Origin of the sequence: Streptosporangium sp. NPDC000396, from assembly GCF_042898655.1 — a bacterium.
Taxonomy (GTDB): domain Bacteria; phylum Actinomycetota; class Actinomycetes; order Streptosporangiales; family Streptosporangiaceae; genus Streptosporangium.
Genome location: NZ_JBIAZA010000019.1, coordinates 94,200 through 116,322, shown reverse-complemented (window position 1 = coordinate 116,322; position 22,123 = coordinate 94,200). Strand labels below are relative to the sequence as shown.

At 68.8% G+C, this 22,123-nt stretch carries 23 protein-coding genes and 1 tRNA gene; 13 read left to right on the top strand and 11 right to left on the bottom strand.

Features of this window, described 5'->3' with window-relative positions:
* The first annotated feature begins 46 nt into the window (after positions 1–46).
* Positions 47–649, top strand: a complete 603-nt coding sequence (locus ACFY2X_RS28825) for a disulfide bond formation protein DsbA (RefSeq protein WP_389944090.1) — start codon at positions 47–49, stop codon at positions 647–649.
* Positions 650–709: 60 nt separating this feature from the next.
* Here the strand turns inward: ACFY2X_RS28825 and ACFY2X_RS28820 are convergent, their stop codons facing one another.
* Positions 710–1,519: a class I SAM-dependent DNA methyltransferase gene (locus ACFY2X_RS28820; RefSeq protein ID WP_389943886.1), complete on the bottom strand. Its 810-nt coding sequence runs from the start codon at positions 1,517–1,519 to the stop codon at positions 710–712.
* Positions 1,520–2,020: 501 nt separating this feature from the next.
* Here ACFY2X_RS28820 and ACFY2X_RS28815 point away from each other — a divergent pair.
* Together ACFY2X_RS28815 and ACFY2X_RS28810 are read left to right on the top strand one after the other, a co-directional pair.
* On the top strand, positions 2,021–3,850 hold the full coding sequence (locus ACFY2X_RS28815; protein ID WP_389943883.1) for a hypothetical protein: 1,830 nt from the start codon (positions 2,021–2,023) through the stop codon (positions 3,848–3,850).
* Between the two features lie 47 nt (positions 3,851–3,897).
* Entirely contained in the window at positions 3,898–4,806 is a 909-nt protein-coding gene (locus ACFY2X_RS28810; protein ID WP_389943880.1) for a permease-like cell division protein FtsX, read from the top strand.
* Positions 4,807–4,831: 25 nt separating this feature from the next.
* Here ACFY2X_RS28810 and ACFY2X_RS28805 read toward each other — a convergent pair whose 3' ends face one another.
* The 3 genes from ACFY2X_RS28805 to ACFY2X_RS28795 all read right to left on the bottom strand — a co-directional run bounded on the left by ACFY2X_RS28805 (position 4,832) and on the right by ACFY2X_RS28795 (position 6,612).
* The gene (locus ACFY2X_RS28805; protein ID WP_389943877.1) at positions 4,832–5,422 is read right to left on the bottom strand and encodes a TetR/AcrR family transcriptional regulator; all 591 of its coding nucleotides are present in this window, start codon (positions 5,420–5,422) and stop codon (positions 4,832–4,834) included.
* Between the two features lie 7 nt (positions 5,423–5,429).
* Positions 5,430–5,960, bottom strand: a complete 531-nt coding sequence (locus ACFY2X_RS28800) for a hypothetical protein (RefSeq protein ID WP_389943875.1) — start codon at positions 5,958–5,960, stop codon at positions 5,430–5,432.
* 307 nt (positions 5,961–6,267) lie between these two features.
* Positions 6,268–6,612: a MarR family winged helix-turn-helix transcriptional regulator gene (locus ACFY2X_RS28795; protein ID WP_389943873.1), complete on the bottom strand. Its 345-nt coding sequence runs from the start codon at positions 6,610–6,612 to the stop codon at positions 6,268–6,270.
* 361 nt (positions 6,613–6,973) lie between these two features.
* Between ACFY2X_RS28795 and ACFY2X_RS28790 the strand changes: the two genes are divergently transcribed.
* Complete coding sequence (locus tag ACFY2X_RS28790) at positions 6,974–7,972, top strand: hypothetical protein (RefSeq protein ID WP_389943871.1); 999 nt, start codon at positions 6,974–6,976, stop codon at positions 7,970–7,972.
* Between the two features lie 50 nt (positions 7,973–8,022).
* Complete coding sequence (locus tag ACFY2X_RS28785) at positions 8,023–9,186, top strand: serine hydrolase domain-containing protein (RefSeq protein WP_389943868.1); 1,164 nt, start codon at positions 8,023–8,025, stop codon at positions 9,184–9,186.
* A 396-nt stretch (positions 9,187–9,582) separates the two neighbouring features.
* On the opposite strand, the gene ACFY2X_RS28780 is transcribed toward ACFY2X_RS28785, so the two are convergent.
* Together ACFY2X_RS28780 and ACFY2X_RS28775 are read right to left on the bottom strand one after the other, a co-directional pair.
* A tRNA-Pro gene (locus ACFY2X_RS28780) sits at positions 9,583–9,656 on the bottom strand.
* 33 nt (positions 9,657–9,689) lie between these two features.
* On the bottom strand, positions 9,690–10,613 hold the full coding sequence (locus ACFY2X_RS28775) for a metallophosphoesterase (RefSeq protein WP_389943865.1): 924 nt from the start codon (positions 10,611–10,613) through the stop codon (positions 9,690–9,692).
* A gap of 80 nt (positions 10,614–10,693) precedes the next feature.
* Here ACFY2X_RS28775 and ACFY2X_RS28770 point away from each other — a divergent pair, with 80 nt between their 5' ends.
* Positions 10,694–11,149 (top strand): GatB/YqeY domain-containing protein, encoded by a 456-nt coding sequence (locus ACFY2X_RS28770; protein WP_389943862.1) that lies wholly within the window; start codon positions 10,694–10,696, stop codon positions 11,147–11,149.
* 162 nt (positions 11,150–11,311) lie between these two features.
* Here ACFY2X_RS28770 and ACFY2X_RS28765 read toward each other — a convergent pair whose 3' ends face one another.
* Complete coding sequence (locus tag ACFY2X_RS28765) at positions 11,312–13,582, bottom strand: transglycosylase domain-containing protein (protein WP_389943859.1); 2,271 nt, start codon at positions 13,580–13,582, stop codon at positions 11,312–11,314.
* A gap of 265 nt (positions 13,583–13,847) precedes the next feature.
* Between ACFY2X_RS28765 and ACFY2X_RS28760 the strand changes: the two genes are divergently transcribed.
* Entirely contained in the window at positions 13,848–14,144 is a 297-nt protein-coding gene (locus ACFY2X_RS28760) for a WhiB family transcriptional regulator (RefSeq protein ID WP_012887233.1), read from the top strand.
* Positions 14,145–14,296: 152 nt separating this feature from the next.
* Here the strand turns inward: ACFY2X_RS28760 and ACFY2X_RS28755 are convergent, their stop codons facing one another.
* Positions 14,297–15,424, bottom strand: a complete 1,128-nt coding sequence (locus ACFY2X_RS28755) for an ArsA family ATPase (protein WP_389943856.1) — start codon at positions 15,422–15,424, stop codon at positions 14,297–14,299.
* Positions 15,421–16,425 carry an ArsA-related P-loop ATPase gene (locus tag ACFY2X_RS28750; protein WP_389943853.1) on the bottom strand — a complete coding sequence of 335 codons (1,005 nt, stop codon included), beginning with the start codon at positions 16,423–16,425 and terminating at the stop codon, positions 15,421–15,423. The genes ACFY2X_RS28755 and ACFY2X_RS28750 overlap by 4 nt, the downstream gene beginning before the upstream one ends.
* Positions 16,426–16,932: 507 nt before the next feature.
* Here ACFY2X_RS28750 and ACFY2X_RS28745 point away from each other — a divergent pair.
* The 4 genes from ACFY2X_RS28745 (at position 16,933) to ACFY2X_RS28730 (ending at position 19,395) form a co-directional block, all read left to right on the top strand.
* The gene (locus tag ACFY2X_RS28745) at positions 16,933–17,088 is read left to right on the top strand and encodes a DUF4177 domain-containing protein (protein ID WP_389943850.1); all 156 of its coding nucleotides are present in this window, start codon (positions 16,933–16,935) and stop codon (positions 17,086–17,088) included.
* Positions 17,085–17,543 carry a RidA family protein gene (locus tag ACFY2X_RS28740; RefSeq protein ID WP_389943847.1) on the top strand — a complete coding sequence of 153 codons (459 nt, stop codon included), beginning with the start codon at positions 17,085–17,087 and terminating at the stop codon, positions 17,541–17,543. The genes ACFY2X_RS28745 and ACFY2X_RS28740 overlap by 4 nt, the downstream gene beginning before the upstream one ends.
* A 72-nt stretch (positions 17,544–17,615) precedes the next feature.
* On the top strand, positions 17,616–18,443 hold the full coding sequence (locus ACFY2X_RS28735; protein WP_389943844.1) for an NUDIX hydrolase: 828 nt from the start codon (positions 17,616–17,618) through the stop codon (positions 18,441–18,443).
* Positions 18,444–18,606: 163 nt separating this feature from the next.
* Positions 18,607–19,395 carry an MBL fold metallo-hydrolase gene (locus ACFY2X_RS28730; protein ID WP_389943841.1) on the top strand — a complete coding sequence of 263 codons (789 nt, stop codon included), beginning with the start codon at positions 18,607–18,609 and terminating at the stop codon, positions 19,393–19,395.
* Between the two features lie 22 nt (positions 19,396–19,417).
* Here the strand turns inward: ACFY2X_RS28730 and ACFY2X_RS28725 are convergent, their stop codons facing one another.
* On the bottom strand, positions 19,418–20,098 hold the full coding sequence (locus tag ACFY2X_RS28725; RefSeq protein ID WP_389944087.1) for a Crp/Fnr family transcriptional regulator: 681 nt from the start codon (positions 20,096–20,098) through the stop codon (positions 19,418–19,420).
* An 87-nt stretch (positions 20,099–20,185) separates the two neighbouring features.
* Between ACFY2X_RS28725 and nth the strand changes: the two genes are divergently transcribed.
* Together nth and ACFY2X_RS28715 are read left to right on the top strand one after the other, a co-directional pair.
* Positions 20,186–20,905 carry an endonuclease III gene (gene nth / locus ACFY2X_RS28720; RefSeq protein ID WP_389943838.1) on the top strand — a complete coding sequence of 240 codons (720 nt, stop codon included), beginning with the start codon at positions 20,186–20,188 and terminating at the stop codon, positions 20,903–20,905.
* A 51-nt stretch (positions 20,906–20,956) separates the two neighbouring features.
* Complete coding sequence (locus tag ACFY2X_RS28715; RefSeq protein WP_389943835.1) at positions 20,957–21,598, top strand: NUDIX hydrolase; 642 nt, start codon at positions 20,957–20,959, stop codon at positions 21,596–21,598.
* Here the strand turns inward: ACFY2X_RS28715 and ACFY2X_RS28710 are convergent.
* Positions 21,548–22,099 carry a HEAT repeat domain-containing protein gene (locus ACFY2X_RS28710; RefSeq protein ID WP_389943832.1) on the bottom strand — a complete coding sequence of 184 codons (552 nt, stop codon included), beginning with the start codon at positions 22,097–22,099 and terminating at the stop codon, positions 21,548–21,550. The two genes, ACFY2X_RS28715 and ACFY2X_RS28710, sit on opposite strands and share 51 nt — an antisense overlap.
* Positions 22,100–22,123 lie beyond the last annotated feature (24 nt).

The following is a 22,123-nucleotide window of genomic DNA, read 5'->3' as shown; positions in this document are numbered from 1 at the left end:
CGCAAAGATCGGAGCCGATGAGGAGAGCGACGTGGCGATCGTCGACATGTGGTTTGACCCGAGATGCCCCTGGGCCTGGATCACCTCACGGTGGCTGCTGGAGGTAGAGAAGGTCCGCGAGGTGGAGGTCCGCTTCCACGTGATGAGCCTGGCGGTGCTGAACGAGGGGCGCGAGGGGCTGGAGGAGTGGTACAGCCGGTGGCTCACCCACGGCTGGGGCCCGGTGCGGGTCGCGATCGCGGCTGAGCAGAAGTACGGCAACGCCGTACTGCGCGACCTTTACACCGCGCTCGGGACCCGGATCCACCACGAGAAGGCGCCGATCGGCCGTGACCTTTACCTCGCCGCGCTGGCCGAGGCCGGCCTTCCGGCGGAACTCGCCGACGCGGCCGAGACGACCGATCACGACGAGGCGCTGAAGACCAGCCACCACGCGGGCCTGGACCCGGTCGGCGAGGACCTCGGCACCCCGGCGATCCACGTGCACGGGCCGGACGGCCGGGTCAACGCGTTCTTCGGGCCGGTGATAAGCCCGATCCCGCGTGGTGAGGAGGCCGGGCGGCTCTGGGACGGCGTGCTGCTGGTCACGGGCACCGACGGGTTCTTCGAGCTGAAGCGGGGCCGAACCCGTTCCCCCATCTTCGACTGATCCGCCCTGCCCATCCGGCCGGTCCGGCTGTTCCGCCGACGGCCTCCGGAGCCGCCCTGATCACCGTTTCGCCCGGCGGCGCTGAGGGACGGCGGGAGCCGTACCTCCGTCGGGAAGCGTGACGCGGATCTTGGACTGCTTGTGGGGAAGGAGCTCCCAGTCGTCCATGAAGACCGCGTGGAGGCCGTGCTTCTCGGCAAGGGCGACCAGGGTCTCCGTGCGGTAGTAGAAGTCCTCGCGAAGGACCTGGTGCTCCTTGCCCTCCGTGCGGTCGAAGGTGAAGTCGAACCAGCCGCCCGGCCTCATGATCCGGCCGATGTGCTGGAAGCACTCCTCGATCACGTGCAGCGGGGAGTGGGAGAAGACGCTGTGGGCGTGCACCACGTCGAACATCTCGTCGGGCAGGAAGTCGAAGCGCAGGTTCTTGACCATGGTGAGATGGGGGAGCTTGTCGCGCAGGCCGTGGCTGACCAGGACGTCCTGGGCGGAGAGCAGGATGTCGGGGGAGATGTCGATGCCGTAGTAGTTGCCGGTGTCCAGATAGTTGATGAACAGGCGGCCGGCGCGCAGATTGCCGCAGCCGATCTCCAGCATGCGGTGCTCCGGCTTCAGGCCGTGCCGTGTCAGGTAGTCGAACTGCATCTGGCCCAGAACGAGCCAGCGCTTGTGCGACTTGCTGCCCACGGCCGCCTCCGAGCTGCGGGCGGTGTCGGACTTCATGACCGCGCGGTAGTAGCCGACGTGGTCACGGGTGCTCAGGCGCAACCAGGCGTCCCTGGTCAGGCGCTTCAGATGCGGGGGAACCCGATGGGGATGACGGAGGGCGTATCTGATCTGGTGGACGATGCTCGCCCGGTTGCGGCGGTTCATGCCTCTCCCAAAGCCAAGACGGTGCCTGGGCGATCCCGTCAGCGGTCAGCTCGTAACTGAAAGTTACCTGAAAGGCACCGAGAGAGACGGTGAGATGGTGCTTCCGGCGTGGTCCCGGCGTGGTCCCGGCGCGGGCGTGGCGCGGGCGTGGCGCGGGCGTGGCGCGGGCGTGGCGCGGCCCCGGGTGTGGCGGCCGGTGAAGACCGAGCCGGCCGCGAACAGAGCCGGAGCCTGTGTTCACGCTTCCCTGACGACCGGCCGGAGACGGATGCGCAGGGGATTGAGTAGACGGTGCGAGTCTTTCGGCAAATGATCGGAATCGACTGATCTGAATCGACGTACCCGATCGAGCAGCCGGAGCTTGTCCCCGCCGAGGAGGAGCCGATCTCGATGCCCGCAGCGCCACGAGCGACCCCGCCCCGTAGGTGGAGTGTGTCGGAACGGCGCCTGTGGCGGGCCTTCCGGAACGGCGAATGGTTCGATGCGTCCGCAGAACAGGAGATGAGGAACACGGCGCAGGTCATTCGCGCCCCGGTCGTCCGGCACCTGCTGCTGACGCCGCCGGCCCCCGCTGACGGGCAGACGCTCCAGCTGCGAATACGGGGTGCCTATATCGACGGTGCTCTGGACCTGGTCGGAGGCGATGTCAGCGTTCCGATCTCCTTCGAGGCGTGCGTCTTCGACACCGCTCCCTGCCTCGACAACGCCAAGCTGTCGAGGATCGGTTTCAACGACTGCGCCCTGCCGGCGTTCTTCGCCACCGGAGCGACAACGGAAGGCGACGTCGAGCTGCGAGCCTGCCGGGTCTACGGGGCGGTGGACCTGGTCGGCGCCAGGATCGGGGCGGAACTCGTCCTGTCCCACACCCGGATCTCACCCGGCGGCCACATCGCGATCGACGCGGAGAACGCGATCATCAGTGGGGGGATCAGCGCCAGGGGGCTGCGTTGTGAAGGCTGCTGCTACCTGAACAACGCCAGGGTGGAGGGCATCTTCCTGGACGAGGCGCAGATCGTCGGTAAGAACGCGTTCATCCAGGCACCCCAGATGACCGTCGGGGGCGGTGGCTTCTACGCCCGGAACGGGTTCCGGGCGGAGGGCATGGTCAACCTCGCCGGATCGACGATCGCCGGGCCGATCGCCCTGGAGAACGCGACCCTCTCCTGCCCGGGAGAGCGCGCGTTCATCGGAGTCGGGCTCCGCCTGGCCGGAGACATCTCCGACAGTGCCGGGCTGGTCGTGAAAGGGGCCTTCGACCTGCGCGGCGCCGAGATCTCCGGCGCGCTCGGCCTGGACGGGGCGACTTTCACCGATCCCTCCCCTGAGGGGGCGGTACGGCTGAGCCGAACCGTCATCCGCGGGGGCGTGACCGCCAGACGAGCACGCCTGACGGGACTCATCGACCTGTCGTTGTCCCAGGTGACCGGTGGGGTCGTCCTGGCGGAGGCCGAGATCGGCGGCACGGATGAGGCTCCGGGCTCGGTCACCGTGGCGGGAGCGGCCATCTCCGGTGACCTGGACATGCGCAAGGCCACCCTCACCGGACTGCTGGACGTCAGCTCCGCCGTACTGCAGGGCAACGTGGAGCTCGCCGATGCCACGCTCGGCCAGGAGAACGGGATCTCCTTCCGCGCCGGAGGGCTGGTCGCCCGAAGGCTGAACTTCTCGCCGTCTCTCCCCTCGGGGAGGATCGAACTCGGCCACGCCGCCGTGGAGGTCTTCGCCGACGACCCCGCCTCGTGGCCCGAGGAGCCCGGACGAGTCGTGCTGGACCAGTTCACCTACCAGTCGCTGGCCGGGACCATGAGCGTGAAGGACCGCGTCAAGTGGCTCGCCGGGGGAACCCCGAACGCGGAGCCAGGGCCGTACAACCAGCTCGCCGGCTGTTACCGCGCCGCGGGACTCGAACGCGAGGCCAGCCGGGTGCTGCGCGAGAAGCTCCGGCGGACCGCACGCGTACGGGGCCGGATGTGGCGCCTCTGGGGGCTCGTCCAGGACCTCACCCTGGGGTACGGCTACCAGCCCTGGCGGGCGGTCGTCGGCGTCGCCGGCCTGCTGATCGCCGGGACCGTCTATTTCTCCACCGTGACGTGCGGCACCGGCTCGGCCCAGACGGACGGCCTGTGCCCGATCAAGGCGGACGAGCACCCCACCTGGGACCCGTTCCTGTACTCCCTGGACCTGCTGATTCCACTGGTCAGCCTGGGGCACGACACGGCGTGGGACCCCACGGGGCCGTCCAAGGTGATCGCCATGGTGCTGATCGCCTCGGGCTGGGTCCTGGCCACCACGGTCGCCGCCGCGGCCGCCCGCGCCATCAACCGCTCATGAAATGAGAGGACTTGCCGTGGAAAAGAAAGATCGCCATATTCGGGTGGGTGAAATCGGACAAGACGCCTTCTGAAGCCAGGTCGCGCGGGTTCCGGGCCGGTGCCCGGCGTTTGGTGCTCGTGACCGTCGCCGCCGTCGCCGCCGTCACCGCCATGACGTTGACGGGGACGGCCGATGCGGCGAGTGAGGGCCCTGGCCGTACCTCCGTCCAGGCGTCTCCGCCGGACGGGCCCTGGGCCGGCGGGCAGAAGATGTCCTCGCCGCCGGACGGGCCCTGGCCGCAGGACGCGGATTTCATCCTTCATCTGTGTCAGGCCAATAGTGTGTTCGAAAACTGTCACGAGCGGGCGATCACAGCGAAGCAGCGGCGCGCACTCCGGGCGAGGCTGGAGGCGATGCCGGGGGTGACGGAGGTGAAGTTCGAGTCCCGCGCGCAGGCATGGGCGAACTTCAAGAAGGCCTTCGGCGATGACGAGATCACGATCTCGGCGATCAGGCCGAGTGACATGCCGGAGTCGTTCAGCGGCACGCTCCGTCGGCGGGCCGACGCCGCGCTCTTCAAGGCCGAGATGGAGAAGGCGCCGGGCGTCTCCACCGCCACCATTTGGGGCGGTAACTTCTGGGAGGGCAAGGCGGACATCGGAGTCACGCTGTGCGGGAAAGAGAAACCGTACGACGGCCCCTGTGCCAAGCGCGGGCCCGTCACGCAGCAGGAGAAGGCCGCGATCGAGGGCAGGCTGAGCGGCCTGCGGCAGGTTCAGCAGATCTACGTTGAGGACGCCGCGCACGCCAGGCGGGTGTCCGAGTACTCCTGGATGGGCAAGAAGTTCAGGACCTCGATGTTCTCGGAGGGTTACTACATCAGGCTCACGGATCCCGGTGACGCGCAGGCGGTGCTCGGGGCCGTCGAGGACATGCCCGGCGTCCTGTATGCCTACCCCCTCGGAACCGGGTGATCAACGCAGGAGCCGGGTTCAAGGGCTATTGCTTGGTTTTTGCCGTGGGGGTGGTGTTCCAGAGGCGGGAGAGGAACAGGGTGAGCGTGTCCGCGAAGGAGTGGTCCGGCTCGCTCGTATGGTCGAGTGCCCAGGTGTCGAGGGCGTCGAAGACGCCGATGGTCGCCACGGTGACCAGTTCGGCGTTCGGATACGGGTCTATCAGGTTGATGCGCAGGCCGTTCGCGACGAGCCTGTGAATCCACGAGTCGCCGTCGCCGCCGGGGCGGGGCTGCCCGGCGAGCATCGCCCGGTCGTCGGGGTGGTCGCGCAGGTGCGTCACGAGCCGTGTGGTGCCTGCCCTCACCTGCTCCCACAGTTCGTCCTCGGTCGCCACGTCGGTCCAGGGGCCGAGCGCGGTGAGCACCCGGCCGGCCGCGTCGGCGACCACGGCGCCGAAGAGGTCGTCTTTGCCGTCGAAGTAGTGGTAGGCGGAGGTCTTGGAGATGCCGGCCTCGGCGATGATCTGATTGAACGACGCGGCGTCCTTGCCGTCGCGGGCGAAGTGGGCGCGAGCGACGGCGAGGATGGCGGCTCGTGTGTCGGCGGGCAGCCGGTCGAAGCGGGGCAGCGGCATCGGTGTCCTAGAGGCTGTGCGTGAGCGGGGCGGCTGGTCGCCGGACGGCAAGCGTGCGATTGACGCGGGCTGTCATGATCCAGTGTGCCGCCCACAGCGGGAGGGCGGCCGCTCCGCCGGCATACCCGGCCACTCCCGGGAAGAGCGACAGGATCTGGAACACGCACCAGCCGTATCCGATCGCCGCCCACCGCCGGTTGAACCCGCTCGTCACACGCGTGTCAGCGGCCAGTGAGGTGGAGACGGCACGCACGATGAAGAAATCTTCGGTGAAGTTGTAGGGGATCGCGAACATCCACCAGACCGACGCGGGCGCCGCGGTCCTGGCCTCGGGCCGCACGAGCGTCATCGTTCGCTGGAGGGCTCGGCAGTACAGCGCGACGAGCCCGAAGAAAACGGCAACGGCGATCAGCCCGCCGGGCATCCCCCACGCTGCGATCTCTCCCAGGATCCCGCGTCCCCACTCCGGAGCCCAGAACGGATAGCTGAGAAGGATCGAGACCAGGACGGTGCCCCCAGCCTTGATGATGGCTCTCATGATTGGAGTGTACTAGTAGTACACACTGTTGGTTCACCTTGCCGTCGAGTGGCTGAGCGAGACCCGATCGGCGGACGGCGCCGCTGATCGATCCTTCTTCGGGGATCGAGATCACACGGTCGAGCATGCGCAGATCCATCCATGCCTCCCGGGGGTGGTGGTTTGTCCAGGCAGGATGGGGTGGCGCATCCTCCGACCTCGCGCTGCCGGGTCTGCACATCGCCGAGGTGGTCGCCGATCAGGCCGCCGGTGACGGCCGCACACGCGTCGGCGTGCTGGGAACCAAGTACACGATGGACGGCCCGCTCTACCGGCGGGCGCTGGGCGCCCGTGGCATCGCGGCCGAGGTGCCGCAGCCGGATCCCGGCAGGAGAGGGGCCCGAGGGTTTCCGCTCCTTGCGGGCGAAGTCGGCCGGCTGGGTGTTCTGGCGGGCGCTGACCATCCAGCCACGGAACCAGGCGTCGGCGTCGATGACGTAGCGGTCGCGCCGTCGGCGGGGTCGCGTTCGCGGCGGATGAGCTTCTGCTGTTCGAGCTCGGCGACGGCCTTGGAGATGGAGGCGGGGCTGACCTGGAGGTGCCGGGCGAGCTCGGCCGCGATCAGGCTGCCGCTGTCGGCCCGGTAGCCGCCGGGGCCGCCGTTGCGGGCCACCTCGCGCGTGATGGTGACAGCGGCCGATTCAGGCGAGCGGCGATCTCGGTGTAGGTGAGCCCTTCAGTCAGGCCGTCGGCGACCTGTCGGCGGTCTTGGCGGCTCAGCCTGCCTCCGGGCATTGAGGATGCCTTCCTGATCGCATTGAGCGCGGATAGGGCGGCCTTGCATTCGCGTCCATCTCATTGCAAGTAGATCTGCTTGCATTCACTCACATAGCCATTGCAAATTCATCAATAATGCCTAGTTGCATGCATATTTGCTGGGCGTATGGTGTTGACGTATTAGTGAATGCAAGTTAGCTTTTCCTCTGTCGCAAACGCTAGATGTCGCGTCATCCGACGCCGCGATTGGAGTCCCCATGAAGTCCTGGCATCGCCCGCTGCTGGTCTGCGCGGTCCTCATGTCCGCCCTGACGCTGGTCTGTGGTGTCGGGCTGGTGATCGACGACCGGACCCTGCTGGGTGAGTCGGTATGGGTCAAACCGCTGAAGTTCGGCTTCGCCTTCGCCCTCTACGCCGGCACGCTGGCCTGGTTGATCTCCAAGCTGAACAAGGCGAAGCGGCTGGGCCGGTGGGTCGGTACGGCCTTCGCGATCGGCGCGACCGCCGAGGTCGGCGCCATCACCACCCAGGCGGCCCGCGGCACCTTCAGCCACTTCAACGCCGACCAGACCGACCCCATCACCCTGGCCCTGGTCCCGATCCTCACCTACGGGGTGATGATCATCCTCATCGCGCAACTGATCATCGCGATCATGGTGCTGATCCAGCGCAGCGGCGGCCCGGCCCTGAACCGGGCGATCCGCGCCGGGCTCGCCCTGGCCACCGCCGGCATGCTCATCCCGCTCTACTGGATGGTCACCGGCATCCACCCCCGCACGGTCACCGACGCCAACGGCCACCCCGTGCCGATGTACCAGGGCCACGGCATCGGCGACCCCGACGGCCACGGCATGCCCCTGACCGGCTGGAGCCTCACCGGCGGCGACTTCCGCATCCCGCACTTCCTCGCCCTGCACGGCATCCAGGCACTGCTCATCCTCACCGCGACCCTGGCCGCCCTGGCCAGCCGGCACGCCTGGCTGCGCGCCGAACAGGTCCGCGCCCGCCTGGTCGGCAGCGCCGCGCTCGGCTACAGCGGCCTGGTCGCCGTGGTGACCTGGCAGGCCGGCCGCGGCCAGTCCCTGATCCACCCCGACGCGGCCACCCTCACCGCCTGCGCCGCGGTGGTGCTGATCACCGCGCTCACCACCACCTGGACGATCCTCGCCGCCACCCGCACCGCCACCCGCACCGCCATCCGCACCGCGGCGCGGGCCGGCGCCACGGCCGAGCCCCGCCGGCCGGCCACCCTCTGAACTCCCTTCGAACAACCCCTGATCTTGCCAACCCCCTGAAAGGAACCGACATGATCGCATCGATGCCCGCCAAGGCCGGCCTGCTCACCGCCGCCGTGCTGGCCGCTACCGCCCTGCCCGCGTCCGCCTCACCGGCCCCGGGACACCCCGAGGTGCAGCGCGTGCTCGTCCAGGCCGTGGCCACGAAGAGCGCCCCCGGCATCGTCACCGAAATCCGCGACGGCCGCAGCACGTGGTTCGGCTCGGCGGGCGCCTCCGACACCAAGACCGGCCGCAAGCGCCAGCAGCACGAGCGATTCCGCATCGGCAGCGCCTCCAAGGCCTTCACCGCCACCGTGGTCCTCAAGCTCGCGGCCGAGGGCCGGCTGAGCCTGGACGACACCCTGGACAGATGGCTGCCCGGCCTGTTCGACGGCAGCGCCTACGACCCCGGCCAGATCACCATCCGGCAGCTGCTCAACCAGACCAGCGGCATCTACGCCTACACCAACGACGAGGACTTCTTCGCCCGGGGCGTAGGCGCCGCGTGGTTGAAGCACCGCTACGACACCCACACCCCCGAGCAACTGGTCAAGGTCGCCCTGGCACACCCGCCCACCGGCGCCCCGGGCGAGCGCTTCACCTACTCCAACACCAACTACATCCTCGCCGCCATGATCGTCGAGAAGGCGACCGGCCGGACCTTCGCCCAGGAACTCACCCGGACCGTCCTTCGCCCCTTGGGCCTGACCGGCACCTCGCTGCCCGGCACCGACCCCACGATCCGCGGCCCCCACCCGGTGCACTACTCCACCCTGTTCTCCTCCGACCCCCAGCCCAAGATCTACGATGCCACCGAGATGAACCAGTCCTTCGCCTGGGCCGCCGGCGGCGTCATCTCCACCACCACGGACCTCAACCGGTTCTTCGCCGCCCTGTTCGGCGGGCGCGTCCTGCCGGCCGCGCAGCTGCGGGAGATGCTCACCACCGTTTCCACCGACGGGGCGGGCTGGATCCCCAAGACCAGGTACGGCCTGGGCATCTTCGAGCAGGAGCTGCCGTGCGGGGTGCGGGTCTGGGGCAACGCCGGGGCCACCTACGGTTCCTGGAACTACGCCATGGGGAGTCGCGATGGCAGACACCGCGTGGTCACCCAGGTCAACGGCGACTGGGCCCCGCTGAGCGTCTTCACCGACGTGCTCACCGCGGAGTTCTGCCCGGCCGGGTCCCGATAGCCGCCACGCGGTAGGGCTCGGGGCGGCCCAGGAAGGTGCCGCCCCTGCCCTTCCCGGTTCTGGGGATGGCCGCACCGTCTGATCCGTTCAGGGGTGCGGCGTTCGAGGTCCGTAAGGACCGTTCCCCGCAGGGACGCAAGAAGCTCCACGCCGAGCGCCAGGCATATTGGGATCTTGCGGCGCAAGGCCTACCGCGAGCACCTCGTCCTCGACGCCGTCGGCCCGCACATCACGGCAGTCGCCATCAGGTCTAGTGAGGGGACTGTCGGGTTTACCCGGCAGGGGAATCGCTTCCTTGAACCGCATCGTTGAAGGCGATCCGGAAGCGTAGTCACGCAGAAACCGAGAAGGCCACTTCCGATCTTCGGAAGTGGCCTTCTATCTGGTCTTACTCTGTCGGGGTGGCGGGATTTGAACCCACGACCTCTTCGTCCCGAACGAAGCGCGCTGCCAAGCTGCGCTACACCCCGGTGCACGCCGGTCTTGCTCGTGCTTGGGAAAGTCTAGCGGACTTCGCGGGTGCTTGCGTCGCTCTGACGGCGAGGGACCAATGTGAGGAGGCTGGCTTCGGGGAAGCAGGCGAACCGGACCGGTGAGTAGGGGCTGGTGCCGAGGCCGGCGGAGACGTGGAGGTAGGCGGAGTCGTGGCGGCTCAGGCCCTTGACGCGGGCCCGGTCGATGCCGCAGTTGGTGACCAGGGCACCGTAGAACGGGATGCAGACCTGGCCGCCGTGGGTGTGACCGGCCAGCAGGAGCTGATAGCCGTCGGCCGCGAAGCGGGTCATGTTGCGGGGCTCGGGGGAGTGCATCACGCCCAGGCGGAGATCGGCTTCCGCGGGCGCGGCACCGGCGATCAGGTCGTAGCGGTCGAGGTTGATGTGGGAGTCGTGGATGCCTCCCACGGCCACGTCGAGATCGCCGACTTTGATGCGGGCGGTGGTGTTGTTCATGTCCAGCCAGCCCTCGACGGCCATGGCGGCGCCGAGCTCCTCCCAGGGGAGAGAGGGGATCTTCTGGCCGTGCTCGCCCTTGGAGGTGCGCCAGAGATAGCGTGCCGGGTTCTTGGGGCGCGGCGCGTACATGTCGTTGGAGCCGTAGACGAACAGACCCGGACGGGACAGCAGCGGTTCGAGGGCGTGCAGGAGCGGGGCGATCGCGTCGGGGTGGGCGATGGAGTCGCCGGTGTTGACCACCAGGTCGGGCTTGAGGTCACCCAGCGAGCGAACCCAGTCGATCAGTTTTCGCCTGCCGGGGGTGAGGTGCAGGTCGGACAGCTGCAGGATGCGCACGGGACGTTGGCCGGGCTCCAGCACGGGCACGTCGAAGCGCCGCAGGCGAAAGGCGTTGCGCTCGATGACCGAGGCGTAGGCGAGACCGGCCAGGCCGACACCGAGCAGGGACAGGGGCACCGCGGCTGCTTTCCTCACCCTCTCATCATGCCCGATCAGGGTGCCCCGGGAGGAAACTCGGAATACAGCCGGGCTGGTGAGACGGCAAGATGGACCGCATGAGCACATTGAAGGACAAGCTGAAGGCCGATCTCACGGCCTCTATGAAGAGCCGGGACGAGATCCGCACCCGGACGATCCGCATGGCCCTGGCGGCTGTGAACGTCGAGGAGGTCGCGGGTAAGGAGGCGCGCGAGCTTTCCGACGAGGAGATCGTCAAGGTGCTGGCCAAGGAGGCCAAGAAGCGCCGAGAGGCGGCCGAGGCGTTCAGCAACGCCGGTCGCGCGGAGCAGGCGCAGGCCGAGGTGGACGAGCAGGCCGTGCTGGAGGAATACCTCCCGGCTCAGCTCTCCGACGAGGAGCTCGCCCAGCTCGTGGACGAGGCCATCGCCGAGAGCGGCGCTTCCGGACCGCAGGCGATGGGCCAGGTCATGAAGGTCCTGGGGCCGAAGGTCGCCGGTCGGGCGGAGGGCGGCCGGGTTGCGCAGACCGTGCGCGCCCGTCTGACGGCCTGAGGTCGTGTCCGCGCCGGTCTGAGACCGTGTCCGCGACGGCCGCAGGGCTGGCGCCCTCGCCCCCGTCCTGAGAAGGCAGGGCCTGCGCACGCCTGGCAGGCCTCAGGGGGCCGTGTACGGCAAGAGCCCTCCCTGACCGGTTCAGGGAGGGCTCCGGTGTCTCTACGGGACGATGGGGGCGCCGCCGCGGCCGTGGCCGCGACCATGGCCACGGCGACCCTGGTCGAAACCACCGTTGCCGTCGTTCACGACGTTGTTGTCGTCCACCGGCGAGAGCGGGTCGTCGTTGTGGTCGCCGTCGACCCTGCCGGGCTTCTTGGGCGGGGGCCCGCACTGGCCCGAGCAGCCTCCGAAGCGCTCCTGGTTCACCGGGGTGAAGGAGCTCGGCTCGATGCCCTTCAGAGCGTCGAGCATGGACAGCTTCCAGATCCGGCCGGAGATCGTGGCGCCGTACACGTAGCCGTAGTAGCGCCCGCCGATGGTCACGCCGACCAGGTCGTGCTCGAAGGCGCCGCGCGGGTCGCCGAGGCTGACCGCGGAGGCGAGGTCGGGGGTGAAACCGGCGAACCAGGCCGCGGTGTAGGCGTCGGTGGTGCCGGTCTTGCCCGCGGCCGGGCGGCCGATGCCGCCGACCTCGGTCATCGTGCCCTTGGTGAACACCTGGGACATGATGTGGGTGGCCGCGTCGGTGACCTCCTCGTCCAGGACCTGCTTGCACTTGGGCTTGTACGGCGTGGCCTTGCCGTCGCGGTCGCGGATCTCGGTGATGGCCATGGGCGCGCAGTAGGTGCCGCGGGAGGCGATCGTCGCGTAGGCGGCGGAGACCGTCACCGGGTCCATCTCGTTGATGCCGAGAGTGAAGGTCTCGAACTCCTTCAGCTTCTGCCCGTCGGCCCGCTTGATGCCCAGCTTCTTGGCCGTCTTGACCACCTCGCAGAGGCCGACCTGCTCCTCCAGCTTCAGGAAGAAGGTGTTGACCGAGCCGAGGGTGCCGGTCGTCAGGCTCTTGAAGCCACCGCCGCCCTCGCTGGAGTTGCGGACGTCGTGGCTGGGCTCGCCGACCCGGTTGCCCGCGCAGTCACGGAACGCGCTGGAGCTCGGGGCGTTGTACGCGGCTCCGGTGGTGTTGCCGTCGTTGAGCTTCATGCCCTGGTCCAGGGCCGTGAGCAGGGTGAAGGGCTTGAACGTGGACCCGGCCTGGAAGCCCTCGCCGCCACCGTGCAGCCCGTCGGCGGCGAAGTTGATGCTGGTCTCGTTCTTCTTCTTGTTCGTCCCGAACTTCCGGCTGGTGGCCAGCGCCTTGATGGCGCCGGTGCCGGGCACGACCATCGCCTGCGAGGCGACCGGCTTGTCGCTGGCCTTCACCATGGCCCTGATGGCCTTCTCGGAAGCCTCTTGCGTCTTCGGGTCGAGCGTCGTCTTGATCGTCAGGCCGCCGCGCTGGAGCAGTCTCTCGCGGATCTCGGGAGTCTTGCCGAACTCCTCGTTGTGGCGGATCTCCTCACGGACGTAGACGCAGAAGTAAGGGTAGGGGCTCGTCTCGCAGCCACCGGGGGCGGCGATGTCCTTGTAGCCGAGCTTCTTCGTCTTGGCCTCTTCGGCCTGCTGCTTGGTGATGTGGGTGATATCGGGGAGCTCGGCCATCCGGTCCAGGACGATGTTGCGCCGCTCCAGCAGCCGCTGCCGCTTCACCTTGCCCCCGTCGGGGTCGGTGCCGACCGGGTCCTGCACGGCTCCGGCCAGGGTGGCGGCCTCCCACAGGTTCAGCTTGGAGGCCGGCTTGTTGAAGAACCGCCTGGCCGCGGCCTGGATCCCGTGGGCGCCCGCGCCGAAGTAGGAGATGTTGAGGTAGCGCTCCAGGATCTCGGCCTTGGTGTATTTCTCCTCGATGGCCATCGCGTAGCGCAGCTCGGAGAGCTTGCGGGAGAGGGTCGGCGCGATCGCGGCGGCCTTCTCCTCCTTCGTCTCGGCGCTGTTGAACAGCACCTGCTTGACGTACTGCTGGGTGATCGAGGAGCCGCCCTGGATGGAGCCGCCCGAGAAGTTCTTCACAGCCGCGCGGAAGGTGCCCTCCAGGTCGATGGCCCCGTGCTCGTAGAACCGGAAGTCCTCGATCGCGATGATCGCGGTCTTCATGACGTCGGAGACCTGGTCGAGCTTCACCGACTCGCGGTTCTCGTAATAGAACTGGGCGAACTGCTTGCCGTTCGCGTCGAGCAGGGTGGTCTTCTCCGGCAGGGGGGGTTCCTTGAGCTCCTCCGCACGTAAGTGCAGCTCATCCGTGGTGGAATTCACGGCCAGTCCCGCGCCGCCCACCGCCGGAAGCGCGATGGCAGCGACCAATACGCCTGCGGCGGCGCCCGCGGCGAGCAGCCGCAGCACGCTCCCCGCCGCCGATGCCGCTGATCTCTGATCTTTGCCTTGAGCTTGCACGAGTCCAAGGGTACGTCGGACGGAATACCCAAACGGTAACGGAATGCCGTTTCGACGCGACTTGACCCCGTAACCGGTTAGGTGACTAGTCATTCCCGGCCACATGGCCGCTGATGACCATGCGAGAAATTGGTCCCGCCGGGGTCTGTCGGCCCGAACGTCTGATTGCGTACGTTCTCCTTCTGCGGCAACTGAATACGGAGGCTCGACGCCCGCGCCCGTCGGCCCCAAGTCACGACTGACCACCTAAGGGGAGTGGGGTCGAATGTGGATCACGGATTGGACCTCCCGTGCGGCCTGTAAGGGTGCGGATCCTGACGCTTTGTTCGTTCAGGGCGCTGCCCAGAACCGGGCGAAGCTGATCTGCCGGGGATGCCCGGTCCGGACCGAGTGCCTCGCCGATGCGCTGGACAACCGCATCGAGTTCGGGGTGTGGGGCGGGATGACCGAGCGCGAACGCCGGGCGCTGCTGCGCCGGCGACCCGACGTCGACTCCTGGCGCGACCTGCTGGAGCTGGCCAAAGAAGAGTACGAGCGGACCAACGAGCTGATCGCCGGCTGAGTTCGCGCCGATCCCGTACGGCTGGCGCCCGGCGCCAGCCGTACACGCGTGCGCTCATCGCGGTGAGGTGTGCCACACGACCGGCGGACCTGCGGACCGCTTACCGCGTGACCACCGGCGGCCACTGGAAGCCACTGGAAGCCACTGTGTGACTACTGTGCGGCCAGGAGCTCGCCCACCCGGCGGAGCCCTTCCAGGTCGTGCACGTCCTGTGACATGGCGGGAACCTGGGCCACCGGCACGGTGGGATGGGCGGAGATGAAATGCTCCTGCTCGCGGTGTTCGCGGGCGGCCAGTTGCATCCGCCCGGCGTGCAGGCGCAGTACGGCGGCGGTCAGTTCGTGCTCACCGCGCGACTCCAGGTCTTCCGCCGCGGCGGTGCTCCGCGCCGCCGACAGCACGGCCGCGGGTGACCGGTGCACCCGGTTGACCACGAGCCCGGCCAGAGGCATGCGCTCCTCGGCCAGCCTCTCCACGAAGTACGAGGCCTCGCGCATCGCGTCTCGTTCGGGCGCGGCCACGACGACGAACGCGGTTCCGGGGGCCTGCAGGAGCTGGTAGGTCTGTTCGGCGCGCACCCTGAACCCGCCGAAGACGGCGTCCAGCGCGGAGACGAACGTCTGCAGGTCTTTGAGCACCTGCGCGCCGAGCAGTTTGGTCATGGCTCCGGCGACGATGCCGAATCCCATGTTGAGCAGCTTGAACGCGCTGCGCCCGCCCGCCTTGGCGGGGGCCATCAGCATCCGGATCAGACGGCCGTCGAGAAAGCGGCCCAGCCGTTCCGGCGCGTCGAGGAAGTCCAGCGCGGAGCGGGAGGGCGGTGTGTCCACGACGATCAGGTCCCAGTCGCCCGACCGGCGGAGCTGGCCGAGCTTCTCCATGGCCATGTACTCCTGGGTGCCGGAGAAGCTGGACGACAGGGACTGGTAGAAGGGGTTCGTCAGGATCTGTCGAGCTCGCTCGGGGTCCGCGTGCGCCTCGATGATCTCGTCGAAGGTCCGCTTCATGTCGAGCATCATGGCGTGCAGCCGGCCCTCACCCTTCACGCCCTCGACGGGTCTGGGGGTGTTGTCGAGCTCGGTCAGGCCCATGGACTGCGCCAGCCGCCGGGCCGGGTCCACGGTGAGCACCACGGCCGAACGGCCGCGCTCGGCCGCTCGCAGCCCCAGGGCCGCCGCGGTGGTGGTCTTGCCGACGCCGCCGGAGCCGCAGCAGACGATGATCCGGGTGTCCGGGTCGTCGATGATCGCGTCGAGGTCGAGAACCGGAGGGGTCTTCACGCTGCTCCCTGAGTGCGGATCGATTCGGCCAGCTCGTACAGCCCGGCCAGGTCCACCCCGTCGGGCAGCAGCGGCAGCTCGTAGCGGGGGCGGCCGGCCGCGTCCAGCGAGCGCCTCTCGCGGCGTTCCAGCTTGGTACGGCTGGCGTGCTCGGCGATCTCCTTGACGAGGGCCTCGGCCACGACCGCGGCGTCGGAACTGCCGTCCGCGAGCCCGGCCGCCTTGAGGCCGAGCGCCAGCTCGCCCGGGTCGAACTGGTTCTTGGCGGCGGCGTCCAGGGCGGACGTGGGCAGCAGCGTGTCCCTGACCATGTTCGTGAAGATCCCACCAGGTGGGAGCCCTGCCGTGCGGAGTTCCTGGAGCCCGTCCAGGGTCTCCTGGACCGGCATCTCCTCCAGGAGCGTGACGAAGTGCACCGCCGTCTCCGGAGAGGCCACGACACCGTTCACCAGGTCGGCGTGGTTCTTGATGGGACCCACCCTGGCCAGCCCGGCGACCTCGTTGGTGACGTTGAGGAAGCGGGTGATCCGGCCGGTCGGCGGCGCGTCGAGCACGACCGCGTCGTAGACCCGCTTGCCGTCCTTGGTCTTGCGCCGGACGGCCTCGCTGGTCTTTCCGGTGACGAGGACGTCGCGGAAGCCGGGGGCGATGGTGGTGGCGAAGTCGACGATGCCTATCTTCGTCAGAGCCTTGCCCGCCCGGCGCATGCCGTAGAACATCTCGAGGTAGTCGAGCATGGCCTCTTCGGGGTCGATGGCCAGCGCGTAGACGTCCCCGCCGCCGGGTGCGACGGCGATCTTCCTCTCCTCGTACGGCAGCGGCGGCAGGTCGAAGATCTGTGCGATTCCCTGGCGGCCCTCGACCTCCACGAGCAGGACCTTGCGGCCTTCCGCGGCGAGGGAAAGGGCGAGTGCGGCGGCCACCGTGGTTTTTCCGGTGCCGCCCTTACCGGTGATGACGTGGAGGCGTACGCCGTCCCAATCGGTGTCGCGAGCTCTCACGTTTCGAAGGCTACCCAACGGCCACCTGATGGTTCGCCGGGGCTGTCCATTGATGGGCGCCTGATATGGCTTGGCTGAGGTTGGCGAAAGTCATGAGCATTTAGAGTGATATGTCCGCTATGGGGGTTGTCGTGTTCTCGCCCCTTCCCGTTCCCCCTGATGGCGACGGCCGCGAACGTCGACGTGGTCGAGCTGTTTAGGGCCGAAACCTCCTTTCGGTCCGTCCGAAGCCTGCCCCGAACGCGGACGGCCCGCGCCCGGCCCCCGATTAATCGATCCGGAACGGAAAGTAAATATGCGGATTCTCACAATGAACCTGTCCGCTGGGAGGGCCCTCGCCAGGCAGGACACCTCGTGCCGGACGGGCGTGGCGGGTTGCTTCTCCCCGGATGGGCAGCCCGTCGCCGGCGCGGCGGCCCGAGCGCCCGGAACCCGGGATCGCGCCTCGCCCGCCGAGAGGCCCGTAGGGAACCGCCGAGCCGGAACCGCCTCGCTAATGTGTCCCCCATGACGAAATGGGAGTACTCGACGGTGCCACTGCTGGTCCACGCGACCAAGCAGATCCTCGATAACTGGGGCCAGGACGGCTGGGAGCTCGTCCAGGTCGTGCCGGGGCCGAACCCCGAGCAGCTGGTCGCCTACATGAAGAGGCCGAAGCCATGACGCCGGAGCAGAAACTGACCGAGCTCGGCCTGACGCTGCCCAAGGTGGTGGCACCGCTGGCGGCCTATGTCCCGGCGATTCGCTCGGGCAACTACATCTACACCTCGGGTCAGCTCCCGATGGTGGACGGCAAGCTCGTGGCGACCGGCAAGGTCGGCGCCGAGGTCACCCCGGAGGAAGCCGCCGAGCTCGCCAGGATCTGCGCGCTCAACGCCCTCGCGGCGATCGTGTCGGTGGCCGGAGACCTGTCCAGCATCGTCAGGATCGTCAAGGTCGTCGGCTTCGTGGCCAGCGACCCCGCCTTCGGCGGCCAGCCGCAGGTCGTCAACGGCGCCAGCGAGCTGCTCGGCGAGGTCCTCGGGGAAGCGGGCAAGCACGCCCGCAGCGCGGTCGGCGTGGCCGTCCTTCCTCTGGACGCGCCGGTCGAGGTCGAAGTGATCGCCGAGGTCGTCTGACGATTGTCCGGGGCGGGAGCCGTACCACATGATGGGTTCTGAAACCGAGTGTTGTTCTGGTGGAGGATCTGAATGGGTGGGATTCCGCTCCCTGGCGAGCTGGCCGAACGTGCGCGCGACATCCTGGCCGGGCGGGTCGACCCCGTCCCGGCCCGGGATGCCGCAACCGTGGTCATCCTCCGGGAAGGTGTCGAGGTCTATCTGCTGAGGCGGAAAGCGAGCATGGACTTCGCGGCGGGGGCCTACGTCTTCCCCGGCGGTTCGGTGGACCCTCGTGACACCGATCACGCGATCGCCTGGGCCGGGCCCTCGCCCGCCGAGTGGGGCGAGGTCTTTCACGCGGACGACGGGACCGCCCGGGGGCTGGTCTGCGCCGCGGTGCGCGAGACGTTCGAGGAGTCGGGTGTGCTGCTCGCCGGGCCGTCCGCGGAATCCGTCGTGGCCGACACCACCGGCGACGACTGGGAGGCCGACCGGCTCGCCCTGATCGGCCGGAGCCTGTCGCTGGCCGACTTCCTCGGCAAGCGCGGGCTGGTCCTCCGTTCCGACCTGCTCCGCCCCTGGGCTCACTGGATCACCCCCAAGATCGAGAACAGGCGCTTCGACACCCGGTTCTTCGTCGCCGCCCTCCCACCGGGCCAGCGCACCCGCGACGTCGGCGGCGAAGCCGACCAGGTCGCCTGGGTGCGGCCCGCCGACGCGATCGACCAGGCCAAGAACGGCCGGATCTTCCTGATGCCCCCGACCTACCGCACGCTCAACGAGCTTCGCGACTATTCGACCGTGGCCGGCGTGCTCGCGGCTGAACGCGAGATCGTCACCCTCATGCCCGAGATCGCCGAAGTGAACGGGGAGATGCACATCGTGCTCGACGACGACTACAGGTTCGGCCCGGCATGAGCACCGGCATGAGCACCGGCATGAGCACCGGCATGAGCACCGGCATGAGCACCGGCATGAGCGCTGACGTGAGCCCCGGTATGAGTCCCGGTGCGAGTGAGCGGGGGAGCAGGCCCCGGACGCTCCCCGGCGGGTGCGCCGGGCCGGAAGGCGGGCAGACGCCGTGAGCGGGCTGCGGATTCCCCTCGGCGGCCCCGACGGATCGGGTACGGCTCACGCCCTCGGACTGCTCGCCCCGAACCCGTCCCCGATGACCCTGGACGGCACCAACACGTGGGTGATCGGCCGGGGAGAGGACGTGCTGGTCGTCGACCCCGGGCCGGATGACGAGGCGCACCTGCGGCGGGTCGCCGACCACCTTCGCGAGCGCAGGGTGGCGGCGATCCTGCTCACCCACGGGCACCACGACCACAGCGGCGGCGCGCGGAGGTTCGCCGGAATGGTCCAGGCCCCCGTCAGGGCCCTGGATCCACGGCACAGGCTCGGCGACGAGGGTCTCGCCGACGGCGACGTCGTCACCGTGGGCGGCCTTGAGCTCCATGTCGTGGGTACGCCCGGCCACTCGTTCGACTCGCTCTGCTTCTGGCTGCCCGAGGATCGGGCGATGCTGACCGGGGACACCGTGCTCGGCCGGGGCACCACCGTGATCGCCCCGGACGGCGACCTCGCCGACTATCTGCGATCCCTCGACAGGCTTCGCGCGACGGCCGAGCAGGTCGGTGCGGAGGCCCTGCTTCCCGGGCACGGTCCGGTGCTGCCCGACCCGATCGGGGCGCTGGACGGGTACATCGCGCACCGCAGGCAGCGGCTGGACCAGATCCGCACCGCACGCGAGCAGGGCGCGACGACGCCGAGGGAGATCGTCGAGATCGTCTACGCGGACGTCGACAGGTCGCTCTGGGCCGCCGCCGAGATGTCGGTCCGCGCCCAGCTCGCCTATCTCGGAGAGTAGGGCTCCCGGCTCTTCCGGTCTCTCAGCGCGAGCGGTTGTGCAGTCGCTCCAGGTCCATGATGACCACGGCCTTGGCCTCGATGCGCAACCAGCCGCGCTGGGCGAAGTCGGCCAGCGCCTTGTTCACGGTCTCGCGGGAGGCGCCGACCAGCTGGGCCAGCTCCTCCTGGGTGAGGTCGTGGTGGACCCGGATGCCGTCGTCGATCCGCTGGCCGAAGCGCTCGGCCAGGTCGAGCAGGGCCTTGGCGACCCGCCCGGGGACGTCGGTGAAGACCAGGTCGGCCAGCACGTCGTTGGTCCGGCGCAGCCGCTGGGCCAGGGCGCGCAGCAGGTGCAGGGCGACCTCGGGGCGGCCGGTCAGCCAGGGGCGCAGGTCGTCATGGCCGAGTCCGGCCAGGCGGACGTCGGTCAGCGCGGTGGCGGAGGCTGTACGGGGGCGGGGGTCGAAGAGCGACAACTCGCCGAACATCTCGCTCGGACCGAGCACGCTGAGCAGGTTCTCGCGGCCGTCGGGCGCGGTCCTGGACAGTTTGATCTTTCCCTCAAGCACCACGTAGAGGCGGTCCCCGGTCTCGTTCTCGCTGAACAGGGTCTGCCCCTTGGACAGCTCCACCTCGGAGATGCTCGTGCGCAGCGCGGCGGCGCTCTCACGGTCGAGCGCGGCGAACAGAGGGGCCTTGCCCAGAACGTCGTCGGTGTTCACGGTGCCTCCTGTTTCACGGCTCACGCAGTCATTGTGACCTATCCCACCGCGCGGCTTTCAAGGGGCCCATGCGCGTAGGCTGTCGGAGTGGTCCGCAACGACAGTCTTGCTGGTGAGTCCCAGCTTGCCCTGGTTCGTCGTGCTAGGCGAATGGATCGAATCCTCGCGGAGACCTATCCCGACGCACACTGCGAACTCGACTTCCGCAACCCTCTTGAGCTGCTGGTCGCGACAATCCTATCCGCGCAGTGTACGGATAAAAGAGTCAACATGGTCACTCCCACGCTTTTCGCGAAATATCGGGCGGCGGAGGAGTATGCCAGCGCCGACCGGGCCGAGATGGAGGAGATCATCCGGCCCACCGGGTTCTTCCGGGCGAAGACCAACAGCATCATCGGCATGGCCCAGGCCCTGTGCGACCGTTACGGCGGCGAGGTTCCCGGAAAGCTGAAGGACCTGGTCACCCTGCCCGGGGTCGGCCGCAAGACGGCGAACGTGGTGCTCGGCAACGCCTTCGAGGTGCCGGGGATCACCGTGGACACCCACTTCCAGCGGCTCGTCGGCCGGTTCCGCTGGACCGACGAAACCGACCCGGTCAAGATCGAGCAGGTCGTCGGGAAGCTCATCGCGAAGCGTGACTGGACGATGATGTCCCATCGCCTGATCTGGCACGGCCGCCGCATCTGCCACGCCCGCAGGCCCGCCTGCGGCGCGTGCCCGCTCGTCGTGCTCTGCCCCTCGTACGGCCTCGGCCCCACGGACTCCGTCCAGGCCGCCAAACTGGTGCGTCCCGGCCCCTTCTCGTGACCGGGAAGCACAAGGCGGGGGTCTTGTGTTGCAGAGACCGGAGGTGGGTCCGTGAAAGTGCCCGGATGGTTGGAGACGCTGCCCGAGCGAGCCGCGGCGACATCGATTCCCCCGTCGCTGCGCCCTCCGGGGTCCGGCGGACGCCCGGCCGCGGTGCTGCTGCTTTTCGGTGAGGGGCCACTCGGTCCCGACGTGCTGCTGATCCAGCGCAGCTCGCGCGGGCGCCGGCACGCGGGGCAGCCCGCCTTCCCCGGCGGCGGCGTCGACCCCGAGGACGGCGGCCCGATCGCCGCGGCGTTGCGCGAGGCCCACGAGGAGACCGGCCTCGACCCGGCCGGGGTCCACGTGGTCGGCACGATGCCCGAGCTGTACGTCTGGCGCAGTGACAACAGGGTCACCCCGGTCCTGGGCTGGTGGCACACGCCCAGCGCGGTCCACCCGGCCTCGCCCGACGAGGTGGAGGCGGTGGAGCGCGTCCCGATCGCCGAGCTCGTCAATCCGGACAACCGGCTCAAGCTGCGCCACCCGAGCGGCTACTCCGGGCCCGCCTTCCGGGTGCGCGGACTGCTGGTGTGGGGGTTCACGGCAGGAGTGCTCGATGGGGTGCTCGCCGACACGGGTTTCGAGGTTCCCTGGGACCGGTCAAGAATCGAGGATCTCCCGCCGGACATCCTCAATCTCGCGTCCCGTTGACAGCGCCAGACCGAGACACGCCCACTCGGCCACGTCGTCGTCGGAGTCCCTGGCCAGCCGTTGCAGTGCGGTCAGGCCCGTCGGGTCGGGTGGGATGCCCATGATGTTCGGCAGGGCGTAGGCCGCGCCGTACCTGATCCCGGGGTCGGCGTGCTCGCTCAGGGCGATCACCGAGGGCAGCGCGCGGCGGTCCCTGAGGTGGCCGAAGGCGATCAGCACCGAGTAGAGCACCATGCAGTCGTCCTCGCTGGCGGCGAGGAAGCGCAGCACGGGCAGGCTCCGGTCGACGAACCCGAGCCGGCCCAGAATGTCCACCCCGAGCATCCGCTCGTCGGCCGTCTCACCGGCGCACAGCCGGCGGGCCGCGGTGAAGGTCTCCAGATCGCCTCGCTTGTGCAGCATGGCGATCGCGTTCCAGCGGATCGTGCCGTCCTGGTCTTGGTCTCGCAGCGCGGTCTCGATGAGAGATTCCACGGCCGACGACCCCCCGATCGTTGCCATATGGCCACGATAGCCGCCGGGACC

Excerpts from the sequence above, each read along its gene's own strand:
- ACFY2X_RS28825 (WP_389944090.1), top strand. The coding sequence starts at position 47 with ATGTGGTTTGACCCGAGATGCCCCTGGGCCTGGATCACCTCACGGTGG.
- ACFY2X_RS28820 (WP_389943886.1), bottom strand. The coding sequence starts at position 1,519 with ATGAACCGCCGCAACCGGGCGAGCATCGTCCACCAGATCAGATACGCC.
- ACFY2X_RS28815 (WP_389943883.1), top strand. The coding sequence starts at position 2,021 with ATGAGGAACACGGCGCAGGTCATTCGCGCCCCGGTCGTCCGGCACCTG.
- ACFY2X_RS28805 (WP_389943877.1), bottom strand. The coding sequence starts at position 5,422 with ATGCCGCTGCCCCGCTTCGACCGGCTGCCCGCCGACACACGAGCCGCC.
- ACFY2X_RS28800 (WP_389943875.1), bottom strand. The coding sequence starts at position 5,960 with ATGAGAGCCATCATCAAGGCTGGGGGCACCGTCCTGGTCTCGATCCTT.
- ACFY2X_RS28790 (WP_389943871.1), top strand. The coding sequence starts at position 6,974 with ATGAAGTCCTGGCATCGCCCGCTGCTGGTCTGCGCGGTCCTCATGTCC.
- ACFY2X_RS28785 (WP_389943868.1), top strand. The coding sequence starts at position 8,023 with ATGATCGCATCGATGCCCGCCAAGGCCGGCCTGCTCACCGCCGCCGTG.
- ACFY2X_RS28770 (WP_389943862.1), top strand. The coding sequence starts at position 10,694 with ATGAGCACATTGAAGGACAAGCTGAAGGCCGATCTCACGGCCTCTATG.
- ACFY2X_RS28760 (WP_012887233.1), top strand. The coding sequence starts at position 13,848 with ATGTGGATCACGGATTGGACCTCCCGTGCGGCCTGTAAGGGTGCGGAT.
- ACFY2X_RS28745 (WP_389943850.1), top strand. The coding sequence starts at position 16,933 with ATGACGAAATGGGAGTACTCGACGGTGCCACTGCTGGTCCACGCGACC.
- ACFY2X_RS28740 (WP_389943847.1), top strand. The coding sequence starts at position 17,085 with ATGACGCCGGAGCAGAAACTGACCGAGCTCGGCCTGACGCTGCCCAAG.
- ACFY2X_RS28735 (WP_389943844.1), top strand. The coding sequence starts at position 17,616 with ATGGGTGGGATTCCGCTCCCTGGCGAGCTGGCCGAACGTGCGCGCGAC.
- ACFY2X_RS28710 (WP_389943832.1), bottom strand. The coding sequence starts at position 22,099 with ATGGCAACGATCGGGGGGTCGTCGGCCGTGGAATCTCTCATCGAGACC.